Consider the following 18,725-nt stretch of genomic DNA (forward strand, 5'->3'; position numbering starts at 1 on the left):
CCTCAGAAGGACTCGTTGGAAGGGTACGTCGCCATGACGTTGATCTTGTACTTCACGTACTGGTGCGGGATCGTCCCCCAGTCGGGCGTCGGCATGGCCCGCTTCACGCAGCGGAGCAGCTCCTTCGTCTTCGCGCGGCTCACCGTCGTCGACTTGCCCACGTAGAGGTTGGTCCGCTTGCGCCGGAAGTCCATCTCGAGGACGAAGCTCACCGTGACGCTCGCCTTGCCGGAAGGGGCGCACTGGACGTTGTCGCGGATCGCGCGCGACAGGCCATCCTCGAAGAACGTGACGTGATCGCAGCGCTCGGGCGGGGTGGTGCCCGGGCCGGGGTTCTCGCACTTGATCGTTGTGAACGGCGAGAGCGTGACGCCCGCCGACAGCTCGGCGCCCGCGTCGGCGAGCGCGCCCGCGTCCCAGGCGTAGGCGCCGGCGTCAGCCGTCGCGGCGTCCGCGGAGGGGATCGACTCGGGCTTCGGGCGCCGCCACAGGTAGAGCGGCACCGCCACCACGATGAGGCCCGCGACGAGCGCGATGATGATCTGGAGCCGCACGGGGCGCTCGCTGCCGCCGCGACCGAGGTAGCGGTACGGCGAGGGCTGAGACGGCGGACTCGAGGTGGACGGGAACGGAGGCCGGCTGTTCATCGGACGCGCTCAGGCTCAATCGATGAGCGTCCGCGCAGGGCGCCCAGGCTCGCCCTTCACCAGCGTCGCGCCGAGCTCGAGCGTCTCCGGGAGCATCCCCTGAACCTGCGCGACCACCTGCTCGACCACGTGACGGGCCTCGTCGATGCTCGGACCCACGATCGAGACCACGAACTTGAGCGGACCCGTCCGGCCCGCGACGGCCGGCGTGAGGCTGAGCAGGAGCATCTCGGTCAGATCGATCACCCGCTGCGCCGCCTTCCGCAGGGCGAGCATCTCCAGGATGGTCGGGCGCTCGCTGACCTGGCGGTTCGGCCCGCGCAGCTCATACCGCGCGACCTGCATCGGCACCTCGGCCCAGTCGGCGAACAGGCCGTCCTCGTCGATCGCCTTCATCAGGTGCTCGCGCACGAGCAGGCCGGTGAGGCCGTCGCGCTTCGCGAGGTACTGCTTCGCGCGCCGGTGCTGCGGCGAGTCCGGGCCGAACGTCACGAGCTTCATCCGGCACTCGCCGACCTGCACCTCGCCGCCGTGCAGCAGCGAGACCTGCGACTTGCGCTCGTAGTTGAAGTCCGCGTAGCTGCCGTTCGTGCTGCCCTGGTCCTCGATGAACCACGACCCCGTCTGCCACTTCAGGATCGCGTGCGCCCCCGAGACGGTCGCCTCGGGCACGCAGAGGCTCTGATCGCTGCGACGGCCGAGCGCGAGCTTCGTGTCGTGCAGCGGCAGCAGGGAGCCCACGATCTCGGGCGCGTTCGTCGCGTACGTCACGAGCAGCGACTGCGCCCCGGGGGTGAAGTTCAGCTTGAGCGCGCCGCCCGGCGGCGGTCCCGGATCGAGGCGCTCGCGCGGCAGCTGGATCGGGCTCGTCGTGAGCTGCGACGGGTTGAAGAAGCGCATGTGCCGCGCCTGCGGCCGCATCGACGGGTCCTCGTTGAGGCCGCGGAAGATCTGCCGCACCTCGTCGATCGACAGGCCCGCCGGCACGTCGAACATGATCTGCTGCTTCATCGTCTTGAGCCGCGGCTTGTAGCCGGGCTCCGGGACGCGGCAGGTCCACATCTCCCAGAGGGTCAAGGCCATGGCGTACACGTCGTCCTCGGGGCTCGCGCCGCCGTTGCGCAGCCGCTCGGGAGACATGTAGTTCGGCGTGCCGCCGTCGGGCGGGGCGCCAGGGCGGCGCGCCGAGGCGCGCGCGCGCTCCTGGGCGAAGCCGAAGTCGAGGATCACCGCGCGGCCCTCGGAGACCATCACGTTGCCCGGCTTCAGATCGCCGTGCACGAGGCCCTGCGCGTGGATGGCCGCGAGCCCGTTGCAGACCTCGCTCGCGATCTTGCGGAACTCGTCCGCCGAGTAGCCGCCCTGGGCCTTGCGCTTGCGAATGTGCGTGTGGAGCGTCTGCCCGGGGATCTGCTCCATCACGAGGATGGGGCCCCACGGGCTCGGCGCGAGGTCGTGCACGCGACAGACGTTCGGGTGGCCCACCGAGCGCGCGAGGAGGAGCTCCTGGCGGAGCGCCTCGTCGTCGCCTGGCATGCGCGACTCTTCGCGGACCACCTTGAGGGCCACGGTCTGCTGCGTCGAGCGATCGAAGGCCAGGAAGACCTCGCCCATGCCGCCCTTACCGAGGCTCTGACGGATGTCGTAACGGTCATTGATGACCGTTCCGGCAGTGATGGGAGGAGGGGGTGTCTTGGTCACGGCCCGCGGTGGATAAAAGGAGCGCGAACCGGAGCGTGCCCGACACCGGCTGCGGCGCACAGCGTCGTCCATCTGAACGTCGAGCGCAACGGTCGTTCGGAGGGAGAGGCCAAACCCAGCGCGGCGGCGGCCGCCTCCCCGCTGATTTGGGCCGAGATCGCTCCTCCGAACGTCCCGGCCGCCGGGATCTCTTGACGATGACGGCTGATTTGTTTACGCGGCTCGGCCAGACCGGCGCGACCGCCGCACGCGCGCCGGCGCGGGCGTGACGTGCGCCGGGCCAGCGAGCCGTTGAAGCCACGTCCCATCCACCGGACGGGCGAGAAGAGTGGCTCCTCCGCGATGGCCTGGGGACGGCCCAGCGGACCGATGTTCGTCCGGGACGATGCAGACGATGCAGACGATGCAGAGGACGCGAAGGAAATCGTCCGACTGACGCCGTCCGAGGGCGTGAACGGGAGCGGCGACGGCGGTCGCGTTCGCGCCGACAGCGCCCTGGCTCCGCTCATGGGCCTCTCGATCGCAGACACGTCGCTCTCCCTCTCTCTTCACCGACGACGCGAACCGCATCTGGATCGGCGGCCTCGCGCGGAACGCGGCTTCCGGCTCATGGTCGCGGTCCGCCGCAGATCGACACCCTTCAACCCGCACGCCGCGCAGCGCTCCGCGACGGAGCGATCCGCCCGCGAACCGCGCAGACCGAGGCGATGCGCAGGCCGTGCAAACGTCCCGCTCCTGCGCGCGATCCGTCTACGTTCCTCACCCCACAGCGACGCGCCGGGGTCACCCACGTTCAGCCTCGCGCGGCTCGCCATGCCTCACCGACCGTACGGACGGCAGCGCACCACACTCCGCGCATTTCCTGCTTGTATCGTGGCACTGCAGATTGACACCTCAGAGTCGCCTCAGTCACACTGCTCCCGAGGCGGCTGCTGTGTGTCCAATCTTCACCTCCTCCCGCTGCCCGAGGAGAGGCGCGACATGCCTGATAGCCGACAGCGAGAGGTAACCGGCAGCTCGAAGGTCTCGAGGGCTGCCGCGACAGACCCGCTGCTGGGGCGTGTCATCAACGGCCGCTTCAAGATCGTCAGCGTCATCGCCCGCGGCGGCATGGGGAAGGTGTACAGGGCCGAGCAGGCGCCGCTCGGCCGCATCTGCGCGCTCAAGGTGCTGAGCCCCAAGTACGACGGCGACCACGATCCCGAGTTCCACAGGCGCTTCTTCCTCGAAGCGTCGATCGCGGCGAAGCTCACGCACCCGAACACGGTCACCGTGTTCGACTACGGCCAGAGCGACGACGATATCTACTACATCGCGATGGAGTACATCGAGGGGAAGACCCTGCACCGCGTGCTCCGCGAGGAAGGACCGTTCTCCGAGGCGCGCGCGGCCCACATCGCGCGCCAGATCTGCCGGTCGCTCCGCGAGGCGCACGGGCTCGGCGTCGTGCACCGCGACCTCAAGCCGGGCAACGTCCTGCTCGTCGATCACGAGGACGAGCACGACCACGTGAAGGTGCTCGATTTCGGGCTCGTCAAGGACACCCAGAGCGGCGAGGACCTGACCCAACAAGGCCTGTTCATGGGCTCGCCCAAGTACATGGCGCCCGAGCAGATCACCGGCAGCGATGTCTCGGCGCGCACCGATATCTACGCGCTCGGCGTGATGATGTACGAGATGCTGTCGGGCCAGGTGCCCTTCGACAAGGGCGCGGGCGTCGGGACGCTCATGTCGCACGTCCACGACCAGATCCCGCCGATGCAGGCCCACAACCCGCAGCTCTCCATCTCGCAGACGATGGAGGGGATCGTCTATCGCTGCCTGGAAAAAGACCCGGCGCACCGCTTCTCGTCGATGAACGAGCTCGTCACCGCGCTCAAGTTCACCGCAGGTGGCATCTCCACGCGAGACACGGGCGAGAACCCGCCCATGCTGTCCGGCACGACGGGCTACCGCGCGTCGCTGCCCTCGTATCCGTCGGCCACGCCGTACCCGTCGGCGCCCTCGTATCCGTCGGCGACGCCGTACCCATCGGCGCCCTCGCGTCCGTCGGCCACGCCGTACCCATCGGCCGCTCCGCTCTCGACGACGAGCGATTTTCCGGGCCTCTCCACGCCGTACTCGTCGCCCCCCGCGAGCTCACCCGCCACCTATACAGGCCCCCTCGCCACGGACAGCGCCCTCAAGCCGCCGGCGGCGCCCGTCTTCGTCCCCCCGTCGATCACCGACGCGATGGGGTCGCGCCCTGCGCCGCCCGCGGAGGGGCTCTCCTCCGCCCAGACCGGCGCGAGCCCAGGTCGAAAGGTCATCCCCTGGGCGCTCACCGCCGTCCTCGCGGTCGGGGTCGGCGTCGCCGCCGCCCTGCTGGCGCGCGTGCCGGCCGCCCACACGAGCGCGGCGGCGCGCGAGCAGGGCGCGGTGAGCCCTCCTCCGCCCGCAGCGACGGCCCCGGCAGCGCAGGCGCCCGCGGCGCGCGGGCTGCACATCGAGAGCACGCCGCCCGGCGCGGCCGTCAGGGAAGGCAACAAGGAGCTCTGCGCGGAGACGCCGTGCGAGATCGTCTGGCGAGGGGCCGCGGCCGCGCTCGCCCTGGAGCACGAGCTCGTGTTCGAGAAGCCGGGCTACAAGCCCGCCACGGTGCGCGTCTCCGGCGCCGAGGAGAAGGTGCGCGCGAAGCTCGACCCGGCCGCGATCGCGACGCCGGCGACCCCGAGCAAACCCAGGGCGAACCTCCAGAAGCCCGAGCCGTACAAGAGCAACCCCTACTGACGAGGGCGCGGACGCGCCCCGGCCGCTCTTCTGGTAGAGTCGCCGCGCTTTCGCGGCTGCGACCTCTTACCACGGCCGCAGCGGCTTCGCGTTCGCGCGAGGAGCTCACCGGACGCTCCTCACGCGGACCCGTCGATGAAGTGTTGGGTGTGATGTGGGGAGCAGCGCCGTCAGCGCTCCCGAGCTCTCGCCGGGATCGCCGTCGCTCCCCGGCCCCGCTGAGAACAGGGCGAACGCATGTCGTCTTCCGATTCCTGCTCGCACCGCCGCCGCGACGACGTCGCGGCGCTCGACCCGACCGACGACGCCCACGCAGCGCGGCCGCGCCGCGGGGCGGCGCTCCGGCGGAAGCTCCTCGCCTGCGCCGTCGCCTTCGGCGCGCTGACCGCCGCGCGCGGCGCGCTCGCCGACGCCCGCACCGAGGCGCGCCTCCACTTCCGGGCAGGCATGGATCTCATCGCCCAGAAGCAGTTCGACGAGGGCATCCGGCAGCTCCTGAAGGCCAACGAGATCCTCCCGCACCCGAACGTCACCTTCAACATCGCGCGCGCGCACGCCGAGGCCGGCCACATCGAGCAGGCGCTCGCCGCCTACCGGGAGTACATCGCGAGCGATCCCGCGGACCGGGAGCAAGTGACGCGGATCGTGGAGCAGCTGGAGCAGCGCCTCGCCGCGCAGCGCGCCGTGGCGATCCCCGAGCCGAAGCAGCCGCCGGCGCCCGCGCCGCAGCAGCCGGCGCCGCAGCAGCCCACCCCAGGCGAGGCGCCCGCCCCGCCGCCCCCCGCCGGGGAGCCCGCCGCGCAGGGCGCTCCCGCGACGGCCGCGACGAAGGCGCCAGGGCCGGGATCGAAGGCGGCCCCCGGCGACGCCGCGAGGATCGTGGGCGCGGCCCGGACCGAGGACGTCTACCAGGAGACGGTCGTCACCGCCTCGCGCGGCGCCCAGAGCCCGCTCGACTCCCCGAACTCGACGACCATCGTGACCCGGCAGGACATCCGGCTCTCCGGGATCACGCGCATCCCCGAGCTGCTCCGGCGCGTCGCCGGCATGGACGTCATGCAAATCACGGGCGGCGACGAGAACGTGTCGATGCGCGGCTTCAACAGCCGCCTCGCCAACAAGATCCTCGTCCTCGTGAACGGGCGCACGGTCAAGAACGACGTGCTCGGCTCGACCTTCTGGGAGGCGCTCTCGATCGACGTGGATCAGATCGAGCGCATCGAGGTGGTGCGCGGCCCGGGCTCCGCGCTCTACGGCGCCGACGCGTTCGCCGGCATCGTCAACATCATCACGATCGAGCCCGGCGTCGGGAAGAGCGGCTTCCGCGCGGGCTACGGGGATCACCGGCAGGGCTACGCCTCGGTGTGGGCCTCCGCGCGCGAGGGCGATTTCGCGTACCGCCTCTCCGCGGGCTACACCCGCTACCCCCGGTGGTCGCGCGAGGTCGCGCACGACCGCATCGACCTCGAGACGAGCGGCCAGAGCCAGGATCTCGGCGCGCAGAACGTCCGCATCGACCTCCGGACCTCGCAGCGGCTCGGGCCGCAGCGCGAGCTCACGGTGGGCGCCGGCTACGCCCGGAGCGAGCTCGACATCTACGGCATCGGCCCCTTCAACGACTACAACCTGGAGGTCGCCAACGCGGACGTCGCGGTCGCGTACCGCAGCGAGAACGTCAACGCGCGGACGTACTACTCGAACCTCGACGGGTACTCGCTGCTCAACGCCGCCTACCTCGGGCACACCCTGTTCGCAGGGCGGCCGCAGCAGCACGTCGTGAACGCCGAGCTCGAGTTCGTGAAGACGCTCCGCGCGCCCAGCCCCGTCGTGCACGACTTCCACATCGGCCTCGGCTACCGGCTCAAGGCGACGTCGTGGAGCTACCTCGAGGACGACATGCCGCTCGAGCACCAGGGCTCGGTGTTCCTCCAGGACTCGATGAAGCTCGGCGAGCGCGTCACGGTGGTCGCGTCCGGGAGGCTCGACTACGTGCCCTACCTGGAGCGGCTCATCCCGTCGCCGCGCGGCTCCGTCATCGTCAAGCCGACCGAGCGCCAGGCGATCCGCCTCTCCGGCTCGACGGCGTTCCGCTCGCCCACGTCGCTCGAAGCCTACGTCGACCTGCCCATCCAGCTCGCGCTGCCCGGCCTCGAGCTCCTCTCGACCTCGAGGACGCCGGGCAGCTCCGAGCGCCCCATCGACCCCGAGCAGATCATCACCGCCGAGGCGAGCTACCTGAACCAGCAGAGCGATTACTTCGAGTTCGAGGTCACCGCGTATTACAACCGCGTGAGCGATCTCATCGTGCTCGCCGAGCCGCAGCGCACGACCCTCTCGCAGCGCGCCCACGGGTCCGGGGGGCTGAACCCGGAGACCGGGAGATACACCTCCGGATTCGGCGGCTTCGAGAACCAGAGCGACGTCTACCACGTCTTCGGCGGCGAGCTCGGCGGCCGCGTCTACCCCATCGAGGGGCTCGACATCTTCGCCAACTACGCGCTCAACCGCTCGGTGCACCAGCGCCCGGACGGGCGCGACGCGCTCGAGGACGCGCGCACCAGCCGGCACAAGGTGAACGCAGGGGTCCAGGTCCGCACGCCGATCGGCGTCGACGGCGAGGTCACGCTTCACTACCAGTCCTCGCAGGTGTGGGCAGAGCAGGTCCCGACGGGGACGGTCATCGCCACGAAACAGTACGAGCTGCCCGCGTACACGCTGCTCAACGCGCGCGTCGGCTACCGCTTCCTGGACCGCGCCGAGATCTCCGCGACCGTGTTCAACGCGCTCGACGGGCTCGGCGACAACGCGCTGCAGATGCACCCGTTCGGCAACCGCATCGGCCGGCGCTTCATGGGATTCTTCAGCTACTCGCTCTAGTCCTCGCTCTCGCGCTCGCTCTAGCCACCGCCATGCTCCGACCCAGCCCCCGCACCGGTCTCCTCCTGCTCGGCGCACTCCTCGCGGCCCTCCCGGGCTGCGACGACGTGGAGGTCTTCGTCCCGCTGCCGGACCTGAGCGGCCCCGCCGGGGTGCTCGACGGCACGGTGACGTACGCCGGACCCCGGCCCTGCACGAAGGACGGCCACGTCGTCGGCGCCGCGATCGTGCTCGGCTTCGACACGCGCCTGCTGCCGCCGCCCGAGGGGCTCGGCACCTCGGCCGCGAGCATCGACGTGATCCCCGGCGACGAGCTCTTCGGAGGCCTGGGCGCCGCGCTCGATCGCTCCGAGGACGGCGCGCTCCACTGCCCCGAGCCGGACGAGCCGCCCGTCACCGTGAGCGTCCCCTGGAGACTTTCGCCCCTGGCCGCCGGCACCTACCAGGTCCGCGGGTTTTACGACCACGACGGCAATTTTGACCCCACTTTCAGCATCGCCAACCTGCCGACCCGGGGCGACGTGGCCGGCGGCGCGATCGAGAACGCGACCGAGGTGCTCGAGGGCGCCGCCCCGCGGTACCGCGCGATCACGATCGCCGCCCCCATCCCCGAGACGGGCACGCGCGTCAGCGGCATCGCCGTCACCCTCGGCCTCCCGCTCCCGCTGGAGCGGCCGCTCTTCCACGTCGCCGAGGTGCTCGCGCCGGCGTCCGGCGTCACGCAGAGCCCGAGCGAGGTGGTCATGGCCTCGGACTTCCAGCTGGAGACGTTCAGCCCGGCCAACCCCGCCGGCACCGAGGCGTCGCTGCTGCGCCTGCGGCTCGCCGCGGGGGTGCCGGACAGCGAGGTCGCGCGCGCGGCGAAGCCCCCGCTCTCGCTACCGGTGGGCGGCGAGCCCGCGCCGACCCTCATCTACGCGCGGCAGGACGTGAACGGCGACGGGGCGATCGACGGCGACGATCATGTCCCCGACTCGGCCCTGATCCCGGCGCTCTTCCCGATCTCGGTGTTCGCGAAGCAGGACGACAAGGAGCCGCTGACCAGCCAGGCCGCGCCCGCTGTGCTCCTCCAGGGGCTCACGATCTACGACGATCTCGTGACCACGGCCACGCTCGGCCCGGAGCCGCTGAACGAGCCGCGAGACAGCGCGCTCATCGGCGTCCGGCCCGCCGCGCTGTGCATGCACCCGACCGAGCCGGAGCGTGGGGGCGTGCTCGTGCTCAGCCACAAGACCGACAAGGAAGGCAACGACATCATCGCGGAGCGGGACGTGGCCAAGGTCGAGGAGGCGCTGAGTCGGCAGTTCGGGCGCACCATCAAGGTCGCGTTCGGATGCCTGCCCGAGGGGAGCTACGCGCTCAACCTCATCTATGGCACCGGTCAGGCCTGGACCGTGCCCAACGAGGCCGGCGTGTGCGCGCCGTCGGAGGCCGAGACGGCCGACGTCTGCGGCGCGCGGCCGCGCCTCGCGTCGCAGAGCGTCGTGCTGCGCATCGGCCCGCCGGAGGACAGCGCGTACTGCGCCGAGCACCCGACGCCGGCGGCCTGCGCGCGGTAAACGCCGCGGCGTTGCGGCGGCGTCGGGTCGCGCGCGGCGTGAAGGCCGCCGCGATCCGGGCCCGGGCGCGGTGAAAGCGCCGGTTTCTTGCTGGAGTGGCGGTTGCCTCGCGCGTGCGAACCGATGGTAGGGTCTCGGCATGCGCTGCACTTGCTTTCCCTCGCTTGCTCTTCTGGGGGCGCTCGGCGGCGCCGCGGCGGGCGCGCTCGTTCCATCCGACGCGTCCGGCGGCTGGCCGCCGCCCGTGTTGGCCAGCGCAGCGGACATGGCCGAGCCCGAGCACTGGCCGAACGACCCGGACTACGGCACGTCGGTCACGCAGAGCGGACAGTGGGGCTTCTACTCGTTCATCCCGGCCCCGAGCGGGTACGTCCGGCCGGAGGAGTCCGCCGCCGGCATGGCGATCGATCTCGCCTGGCGCTTCACCCAGGGGGACCCGCGCGTCAGGATCGCCGTCGCCGACTCCGGGATCTTCTGGGGAGAGGGGGATCTCCTGGAGAAGGTGTGGCTCAACCAGGGCGAGCTCGCGGCCCACAAGCCGCGGCACGCGGACGGCGCGGCGTGCGGCGGCGACGGCGCGCTCGAGGGCTTCGACTGCAACGGCGATGGGGTCCTCTCCGTCGCGGACTACAGGGACACGCCGGAGCTCACGCCCGCGGCGTCGGAGGGGCGGCCGCAGGGCGATCGGAACGGGAACGGCCAGCTCGACGCCGGCGACCTCATCCTCCACTTCTCGGACGGGAGCGACGACGATCGGAACGGCTACGTCGACGACATCGCGGGCTGGGACTTCTTCAAGAACGACAACGATCCGTTCGACGACGCCCGCAACGGCCACGGCACCGAGGGCGCGAAGACGTCGGCCGCGCAGACGAACAACCAGCTGGGCGGGGCGGGCGTGTGCCCGCAGTGCAGGTTCATCCCGCTGCGCGTCGGCGAGAGCCACGTCGCCGACGCGCAGGACCTCGCGAAGGCGCTCCTCTACGCGGCCGACAGCCGGGCCAACGTCGTGCAGTGCCCGGTGACCGCTGTCGACAACACCGGCTTCGTCCAGGCGGCGCTCGACTACGCCCACGCCCAGGGGACGCTCGTCGTCGCGTCGATGGGCAACGCGGGCTCGCGCCACCACAGCGTGCCCGCGACGAGCAACCACGCGCTGCCCGTGAGCGCCGTCCGCCACGACGGCCAGAGCGTCGCGACGTCGACCACGTTCGTCGACGCGTCGCCGTGCTCGAGCTTCGGCGGCAACAACGTGCTCGCCGTGTCGAGCCCCGGGTGCGCCAGCGACGCGACCGCCGAGTTCGCCGGCGTCGCGGGGCTGCTCTACGCCGTCGCCCTCGACCGCGGCGTGTCCCTGTCCCCGGGGGAGGTGCAGGGCCTGCTCGTCGCGACCGCCGACGACATCGCCGTGCCGGAGTCGCAGGAGCCCGGGTCGCTGTACCGCTTCTCGCAGGCGGGGTTCGATCAGCGGTTCGGCCACGGCCGCGTCAACGCGAACCGCGCCGTGGAGTCGCTCCGCGAGGGGCGCGTGCCGCCCGCCGTCGACATCACGTCGCCGCGGTGGTTCGAGGTCGTCTACAAGGATCAGGTCCAGGGCCCGGTGCCGATCGAGGGCACCATCTCCGCGAAGCGGGCGATGGCGTACGACTACTGGGTCGAGTGGGCGGCAGGCGCGCAGCCGCTCGCGGCGGATTTCAAGGTGATCCACAAGGAGACGAACGTCGCGCCGACGGTCGTCACCGGCGCCGAGGGCCCGATCGCCTCGCTCGACGTGCGCACGATCGACACGTCCCACCTCCGCGACCCCGATAGCCCCCACGGCGAGGACGATCGCGCGATCACGGTGCGCGTCCGAGCGAGCGCCCACTACGCCACCGGCAAGGTGGAGAGCGAGGCGCGGCGCACGGTCCACGTCGACAGCGATCCGACGCTGGTCCAGGGCTTCCCCGTCCGCGTCGGCGACAGCGTCGAGGGCAGCCCGAAGATGGCCGACATCGACGGCGACGGCGTCCTCGAGCTCGTTTACCCGACGGCCGGCGGCGCGCTGCACGTGCTGAAGGTGACGCCGAAGGGGCCGCAGCCGCTGCCGGGGTTCCCGTACATGACCCGCCCCACCGACGGCCTGCTCAATCCGCCGGCGTCCCCGGCCATGCCCGCTTACATCGGCGCTCCAGCGTACAGCAAGGTGGATAGGAAGCTCGGCCGCGAGCCGATCCTGAGCGCGCCCGCCATCGCGGACCTCGACGGCGACGGCACGCAGGAGATCGCGATCTCCACCTGGCCGGGCACGATCTACGTCATCGGCGCGGACGGTTCCGTCCGGCGGGGGTGGCCGAACCGCCTGCCCGAGATCCCCTCCTGCCCCCTCGATCCCGGGGCTCCGGCGAGCGCGCCGTGCATGTCGGCGGCCGCGCGGATCGCGCGTGGGGCCTTCGCCTCGCCGGTCCTCGCGGATCTCGACGGCGACGGGCGGCTCGACGTGATCCAGGCGGCGTTCGACGGCACGGTCCACGCGTTCGACGGGGACGGCAGCGCGCTGCGCGGCTTTCCCGTCGAGGTGCACTACGCGGGTCCGCTCGCCGAGGAGCCGGCGCGGAGCCGCCTCCTCGCGACGCCCGCCGTGGCCGACTTCAACGGCGACGCGCTGCCGGATCTGCTTGTCGCGTCGAGCGAGCGGCTCGGCGAGGACGGCGAGGCCGGGGCGGTCTACGTGATCGATGGGCGGGGCACGACCGCGCCCTCCGGGCCCGTGCTCGCGGGGTGGCCCATCACGGTGCCGTCGCTCTCGTTCGAGCCGCTCGCCGCCGAGGGGATCTCGGCCTCGGGCGTCGTCGGGCGGTTCGACGGCGCGCTGGCGGGCGTCGTCCAGGGCAACGGCGCGCCGCCGCTCGTCCTCCCGGCCTCACCCGGCGAGCAGCGCGAGCTCCTGGCGACGCCGGCGGGCGCGCTGCCGCGGGCGAGCGGCGGCTCGCAGGCCGGGCTCGACCCGACGTTCGGGCCCCTCTCGCCCGCCGCCGGCGCCCGGACGATGATCCCGCTGCTGTCGCAACCCGCGCTCGGCGACATCGATCAGGACGGCACCCCCGACGTCATCGCCGCGGGCGCCTCGGAGGCGGCCGCGCTCGCCCTCGCGGGCGCGCAGGGGGCGACGCAGCCGGGGCCTCACCTGCTCGCCGTCTGGAGCGGCAGGTCGGGCGCGATGCTGCCTCGCGCCCCGTTCGTGCTCGAGGACTACGCGATCTCGGGCAGCCAGGCGGTCGTCGATCTGAACGGCGACGACTACCCCGAGGTGCTGAGCGGATCGAGCGGCTACTTCCTCCACGCCTTCGACGGGTGCGGCCGGGAGCCGCGCGGGTTCCCGAAGTTCACCGGCCAGTCGATCACCACGACGCCCGCCGTGGGCGACCTCGACGGCGACGGCACGCTGGAGATCGCCGTGGGCACGCGCGACGGCTGGCTCTTCGCCTGGCACACCGAGGCAACGACGGGCGCGCTCATCGCCTGGGAGAGCCTCCATCACGACAACCAGAACACGGGCAACCTCGACACGCCGCTCAGGCAAGGGGCCGCGCGGACGGCGCCGCGGCCGCTCACGGTGGACCTGTGTGAAGGCCCGCAGCAGGCCCCGCTCATCCTCCAGCTGGGCGGAGGCTGCGCGTGCGAGGCCGCGGGCGCCGAGCCGCGGCGCGGGTCCGGCGCTCGCGGCGCGGGCGCGGCGCTGGGCGCGGCGCTGGTCGGGGCGATGGCGCTGTGGGGGAGGCGGCGGAGGGCGTAGGCCGTGAAGGAGCCGCGCAGCGCCGCGCGGATCCGCGTCGCTCAGCGCCAGCCGACCTGCAGCACGCACGCCCCCGCGCCGCCGCCCCCGCAGCGCAGCTCGAGGAGGCGCACCGTGGACCCTGACGTTGCGAGCAGCGCCCGCAGGAAGCCGCTCACGTAGCGGCACATCACCGGCGCGAGCCCGTCGGGCAGCCAGAGATCGACCTTGGCGCTGTGGGTCGACGTGCGCTCGACCTGGACCCGCCCCCACGCGTGGAACCGGCGGAGCAGCGGCCCCGCCACCTCCAGCAGCGCCTCCGGTGTCCGCGCGACCTGGAGCCTGCGCAACATCTCGGGGAGCGCCGCGCTCGCGAGCGCGCCGCCGGCCGCCTCCACGCTCCCGGTGGCCTCGCCGCCGAGCGCGCGCAGGTAGGCCACGAGGGGCGCCACCGGGTAGAGCGCGGCGTCGTCGGTCGCCGCGACGAGGGCGTCGCGGTCCGCCGGATCGAGGCCGCTCCACACGCGCGCCTCGCCCCCTTCGCCGAGCCGCCGCGCCGCCTCGGCCCTGCAGAGCCGGAAGGCCAGGCCGCGGCTCAGCGGCGCGCCGTCGTGCGGCGCCGGGATCGGGGCCTGCATGTGCTCGCCTGGGAGGAGCGGGCTCGAGAGGAGCGCGGCCGCGAGCGCGTCGGCGAAGGCGACCGGCGAGGCGATGCGCCGGGACGGCTCCGGCTCGAGCGCCCGCGCGAAGAGGGCGTCCACGCTCGGGGAGAGCCCCGGCCGCGCGCGCGAGGGGGGCGTGATCTCCCCGCGCTGCTGCATGGCGACGATGCCGTAGGCGCCCGCGGCCTCGAACGGGGCCCTGCCCGTCAGCATGGCGTAGGTGACCGCCGCGAGGGCGTAGGTGTCGAGCGCCGGCTGCGGGTCGGCCGCCCCGGGGATCAGCTGCTCCGGCGCCGCAAAGCCGCGCGTCCCGCCGACGAGGTGGGGCCGCTCGCTGCCCAGCCGGGCCCCGAGCCCGAAGTCGATGAGCACCGCCCGCTCGATCCGCGTGTCGAGCAGGATGTTGCCCGGCTTGACGTCCGCGTGCACGTACCCCTCGGCGTGCATGCTCGCGAGCGCGCCCGCGATCTGGCGGACGACGGAGAGCACCTGGTGGAGGGGCATGAACCCGCCCTGCGGCGCGCGGTCGACGATGTGGCGGTGGATCGTCTCTCCCTCGACGTACTCGAGGAGGAGGTACATGCGCGCGCCGTCGAGCCGCCCCCAGCCGTACAGCTGGACGATGCTCGGGTGCCTCAGCCGCACGAGCGCCTCGGCCTCGCGGAGCAGCGCGCTGTCGTCCGGCTCCGTGACCACCTTGAGCGCGACGAGCTGGCCGAGGAGCTTCTCGCGCGCCAGGTAGACCTGCGACTGGCCGCCCTCGCCCAGGATCGCGGTGATCCAGTACTTGTCGTCCACGAGATCGCCGGGGGCGAGCCGCACGGGAAGCTCGTTCGCGTCGCCCCGGGCGAGCGGCGCCTCGGCGCTCTCCGGCGCAGGCCGCGACGTGGGCCGCTCGTTCGACTCGGTCACGTGGGGCAAGAGGCCGGAGCGCCGCGCGAGCTGCTCGCTCACCAGCCTGGCCGCGAGCTGGAGGGTCGCGATGCTCCCCGCGTCGAACTCCCGGGGCTCGCCGGACACCGCGCACACGCTCCCGACGGCCCCGACCCCCTCGAGCACGACGGGGAACCCCGCGTACGCGCGGACCAGGTTCATGGCCACGAGCGGGTTCTCGGACAGCACGGGGTGCGCCTGGGCGTCCTCGACGATGAGCGGGGCGTTGTCGCGCGCGACGTGCTGGCAGAAGGACCACGAGCGCAGCGTCCCTCCGGCGATCGACAGGTCGCGGGGGAGGCCGGTCGCGCCGATGAAGATCTGCCGCGACGAGTCGATGATCGTCACGACGCTGGCCGACGTGCCCACGCCCCGCGCGACGAGCTCGGCGACGACGACGAGCTCAGGGTCGGGCGTCGTGCTGCGCAGGCCTCGCCGCTCGAGCTCGGCGTCGCGCGCGGGGTCGTCCAGGGGGTCGGCGGCGCCGCCCGCCGCAGGGTGGCTCAGGGTGGGACCGCCGCCCGGCGACGGGAGCAGCGCCCCGAGGAGCGCCTCCGCGGTGACCGGCTTGTGGACGACCGCCGCGACCTGCTCGTAGCCACGGATCCGATGGAGGAAGCCGCGGAACCGCGACGTGACGATGAGCCGCGCGGGCGGCGGCGTCCGATCGCCCGCGCGGACCCAGCCCTCGACCGCGGCGCGGTCCAGATCCGCGACGATGGCATCGGCGGCCGCGCACTCCTCGGGCGTGGGACGCGCGCCGGGGGGCGCGCAGACGGACCATCCGGCCGCACGCAACACCTCGGCCATGTAGTCGCGCTCCGTGGCGATGGGCTCCAGCAGGAGGACATTGCGCGTCATCGAACGGCGAGAGTACCTCGCCCGGGAGGGGAGGAGCACAGGCGCTGCCGCGGCGCGTGAGGTTCGAGCCCCGGAACCTCCCCGCGCCGCCGCTGTCATTCCGCAGGCACGACGGACAGCCGGCCAGCGCGGCCGAGCGCCCGCCTGAAGGACGCGGATCCGCGCGTCCTCCGCGCGGTTCCAGGGGACGTGAGCGCGCCGCTCCGCGCGGCGCACAGGGGAGATCTATGCCCAGCGCGAACACGACGGACGCCGGGGATGGCGGCGCCGCCACCGATCCGAACCTCACCGCCGCGAGGCAGCCCGACGCGGCGAGCACCGGCGAGGCCGAAGGGCCGGTGCGCTCCGTGGAGATCGTCATCTCCTGGGGCACGACCGTGCTCTTCGTCCAGCACCTGACGCCGCCGCGCGCGTTCGACGTCGGTGAGGGGCGCGACGACGGTCGCCCGTGCGACTGCTTCCTCCCCGAGCGCGCGCTCGGCGCGCGCCGCGCGCCGCTCCTCGAGGTCGACGGCGCCGGGCGCGTCGGCTTCGTCCTGCCGGGCGCCGCGACGGGGACGCTCGCGCTCACCCCCGGCGGCGCGCCGCTGTCCGCGGCCGCGGCGCGGGAGCTGCACGCCGGCGCGGCGCGCGCGGCGATCCCCGGGGCCACGCTCGTGCCCCTGCCCGCGCAAGGGCGCGTGGACGTCGAGATCGCGGGCGTGCGGATCCAGATCCGCGCCGATGCCACCGCGGGCGAGCGCGTGCGCCGCTCGCTCGTGAACCGGAAGAGCCTCGCCCTCCACGCCGTCTCCGCGGCCCTGCACCTCGGGCTCCTCGGCGCCCTCGCTCGCTGGGCGCCGCCCCTCGTCGACCCGTCCACGGGCATGAGCGCGGATCGGATCGCGCTCGTGCAGCAGTACCTCACGTCCGCCGACGAGCGCGAGCTGCGCGCGGCGATCGAGCGCGAGGGCGAGCCCGCCGCCGACGCGAAGGAGGGCGGCGCAGGGACGCGAGCCAAGGGTGAGGAAGGGTCGATGGGCCACCCCTCCGCGTCAGGCGCGCTGGCGACGGGGAACAGGTGGGGGGTCAAGGGCCCGAGCGACAGCCCCGATCCCCACGTGGCGCGGCAGCAGGCGCTGCGCGACTCGGCCGAGTTCGGGATGATCGGGCTGCTCAACGCCGGGGGCGGCGGCGATCCGGGCGCCCCCACGGCGCCGTGGGGGCTCGACGGCGCGGCGTCGTCCGCAGGCGGCGCGGGCCTCCCCCTCGCCGGCTACGGGGGCCTCGCCGGCGAGAGCGCGCCGCTCGGGCTCGGATCCATCGGGACGATCGGGCACGGCGCGGGCGCCGGGTCGGGCCAGGGGTTCGGGAGCGGCCACGGGCGAGCCGGCGCCTCCTCGCCGCCCGCCTCGGCGCGGAGCGCGGCCGCCTACGCTCCGGAGCCCGAGGTCGCCCTCGATCCGAACGGCCGCTTCGCCACCACGTACCGGCCCGGGGGCGGCCACCTCGCCGCGTTCGAGGCCGCCCTCGCGCGCGGCGTCGTGCCCGCGGCGGAGCGCGAGCTCGTCGGCGACGTCGCCGCCCGCTACGCCCCGGAGGTGCCGCTCGCCCCCGACAAGGCGCTCGGCCTGCGCGCCGACCTGGAGCGCGCCGCGCTCGGCCCGGGCGGCGGCGCCTTCCACCTGCGCCTCGCGCTCCGCTCCGCGGCGGCGGCGGCGGCGGCGCGGCCGCACCTCTCGGTGCACCTCGTCCTCGACACGAGCGGCTCGATGGCCGGCGCGCCGATCGACAGCGCCCGCCGCGCCGCGCAGGCGCTCGTCGATCGGCTCGCGCCGGCCGACGACTTCTCGCTCACCGCCTTCTCCAGCGACGCCGAGGTGGTGATCGAGGACGGCCCCGTCGGCCCGCGCCGCGCGGCGATCCGCCGCGCCATCGAGGGGCTCCGCGAGGGCGGCGGCACCAACATCGGCGCGGGGCTCTCGCTGGGCTACGCGCAGGCGAGCCGGCCGGGCATCCCCGAGGACGCCGTGCGCGTGGTGCTGCTCGTCTCCGACGGCCGGGCGACGAGCGGCCTCACCCACAGCGAGCGCCTGGCGTGGCTCGCGCTCGACGCCTTCCAGCGCGGCATCCAGACGAGCGCGCTCGGGCTCGGCGACGACTTCGACGGCCAGCTCATGAGCTCGATCGCGAGCGACGGGGCCGGCGGCTACTACTACCTGCGCCACCCGGAGCAGATCGCGCCCGCGCTGTCGACCGAGCTCGACAAGCGCCTTGACCCGGTCGCGACCGCGGTCGAGGTGCGCGTACGGCTGAAGGCGGGCGTCGATCTGCTCCGCGCCTACGGTTCGCGCCGGCTGGACGGCGCCGAGGCCTCCCGCGTCCGCGCCCAGGAGATCGCGGCCGACGTCGCCGCCCAGTCGCGGGACCGGATCGCGGCCGACCGACGCGACGACGCCGAGGGCGGCGTGCGCTTCTTCATGCCCGTGTTCGCCCGCGATGATCGGCACGCGCTGCTGCTCAAGCTGAGCGTCGGCCCCGGCGCGGGGAAGCGAACTATCGCGACCGTCGAGCTGAAGTACAAAGATCGGCTCTCCAGGAAGAACGTGATCGAGGAGATCCCCATCGAGGTGCGCTATGCGGACAGCGACGCCGCCAGCGCGGCGTCCGTCGACGCGTCGATGACGCGCACGCTTCAGGGCTTCGCCGCGGGCGAGTCGCTCGCGGAGGCCGCTGCCCGCGTGGCGCGCGGCGATCGCGCCGGCGCCGCCGCGCTCCTCTCCGAGCGCGAGGGCATCCTGCACGAGGCCGCGACCCGGCTGAACGAACCGCTGTTCCTGGAGGATGCGGCGCGCCTGTCGCGCCTCCGCGCGCACATGGGCGCAGAGCAGGGCCTCGGCGATCCGCTCGTGCTCGCGATGTTGCTGGAGACGGCGGGGCGATCCCGCCTGCGCTGACGCGCAATCGCAGCGCGCACACGGGC

At 73.3% G+C, this 18,725-nt stretch carries 8 protein-coding genes; 5 read left to right on the forward strand and 3 right to left on the reverse strand.

Features of this window, described 5'->3' with window-relative positions; all coding sequences use genetic code 11:
- Nucleotides 1-2 precede the first annotated feature (2 nt).
- Nucleotides 3-647 (reverse strand): hypothetical protein, encoded by a 645-nt coding sequence (locus WMF46_RS31070; protein ID WP_437542725.1) that lies wholly within the window; start codon nucleotides 645-647, stop codon nucleotides 3-5.
- 15 nt (nucleotides 648-662) lie between these two features.
- Entirely contained in the window at nucleotides 663-2,348 is a 1,686-nt protein-coding gene (locus tag WMF46_RS31075; protein WP_437542728.1) for a protein kinase domain-containing protein, read from the reverse strand.
- A gap of 981 nt (nucleotides 2,349-3,329) precedes the next feature.
- Here WMF46_RS31075 and WMF46_RS31080 point away from each other — a divergent pair.
- The 4 genes from WMF46_RS31080 (at nucleotide 3,330) to WMF46_RS31095 (ending at nucleotide 13,328) form a co-directional block, all read left to right on the forward strand.
- Complete coding sequence (locus WMF46_RS31080) at nucleotides 3,330-5,117, forward strand: protein kinase domain-containing protein (RefSeq protein WP_437980520.1); 1,788 nt, start codon at nucleotides 3,330-3,332, stop codon at nucleotides 5,115-5,117.
- A gap of 237 nt (nucleotides 5,118-5,354) precedes the next feature.
- Nucleotides 5,355-7,994, forward strand: a complete 2,640-nt coding sequence (locus WMF46_RS31085; RefSeq protein WP_437980521.1) for a TonB-dependent receptor domain-containing protein — start codon at nucleotides 5,355-5,357, stop codon at nucleotides 7,992-7,994.
- A gap of 32 nt (nucleotides 7,995-8,026) precedes the next feature.
- The gene (locus WMF46_RS31090; protein ID WP_437980522.1) at nucleotides 8,027-9,553 is read left to right on the forward strand and encodes a hypothetical protein; all 1,527 of its coding nucleotides are present in this window, start codon (nucleotides 8,027-8,029) and stop codon (nucleotides 9,551-9,553) included.
- Nucleotides 9,554-9,692: 139 nt separating this feature from the next.
- A complete protein-coding gene (locus tag WMF46_RS31095) occupies nucleotides 9,693-13,328 on the forward strand; it encodes a S8 family serine peptidase (RefSeq protein ID WP_437980523.1) in 3,636 nt (1,211 codons plus the stop codon).
- 41 nt (nucleotides 13,329-13,369) lie between these two features.
- Here the strand turns inward: WMF46_RS31095 and WMF46_RS31100 are convergent, their stop codons facing one another.
- Nucleotides 13,370-15,763 (reverse strand): protein kinase domain-containing protein, encoded by a 2,394-nt coding sequence (locus WMF46_RS31100; RefSeq protein ID WP_437980524.1) that lies wholly within the window; start codon nucleotides 15,761-15,763, stop codon nucleotides 13,370-13,372.
- A gap of 227 nt (nucleotides 15,764-15,990) precedes the next feature.
- On the opposite strand from WMF46_RS31100, the gene WMF46_RS31105 reads away from it, so the two are divergent.
- Complete coding sequence (locus WMF46_RS31105) at nucleotides 15,991-18,699, forward strand: vWA domain-containing protein (RefSeq protein ID WP_437980525.1); 2,709 nt, start codon at nucleotides 15,991-15,993, stop codon at nucleotides 18,697-18,699.
- Nucleotides 18,700-18,725: the final 26 nt, after the last annotated feature.

Origin of the sequence: Sorangium sp. So ce117, assembly GCF_051524395.1 — a bacterium.
Taxonomy (GTDB): domain Bacteria; phylum Myxococcota_A; class Polyangia; order Polyangiales; family Polyangiaceae; genus Sorangium; species Sorangium cellulosum_B.

Excerpts from the sequence above, each read along its gene's own strand:
- WMF46_RS31095 (WP_437980523.1), top strand. The coding sequence starts at position 9,693 with ATGCGCTGCACTTGCTTTCCCTCGCTTGCTCTTCTGGGGGCGCTCGGC.
- WMF46_RS31090 (WP_437980522.1), top strand. The coding sequence starts at position 8,027 with ATGCTCCGACCCAGCCCCCGCACCGGTCTCCTCCTGCTCGGCGCACTC.
- WMF46_RS31105 (WP_437980525.1), top strand. The coding sequence starts at position 15,991 with ATGCCCAGCGCGAACACGACGGACGCCGGGGATGGCGGCGCCGCCACC.
- WMF46_RS31080 (WP_437980520.1), top strand. The coding sequence starts at position 3,330 with ATGCCTGATAGCCGACAGCGAGAGGTAACCGGCAGCTCGAAGGTCTCG.
- WMF46_RS31085 (WP_437980521.1), top strand. The coding sequence starts at position 5,355 with ATGTCGTCTTCCGATTCCTGCTCGCACCGCCGCCGCGACGACGTCGCG.
- WMF46_RS31100 (WP_437980524.1), bottom strand. The coding sequence starts at position 15,763 with ATGACGCGCAATGTCCTCCTGCTGGAGCCCATCGCCACGGAGCGCGAC.
- WMF46_RS31070 (WP_437542725.1), bottom strand. The coding sequence starts at position 647 with ATGAACAGCCGGCCTCCGTTCCCGTCCACCTCGAGTCCGCCGTCTCAG.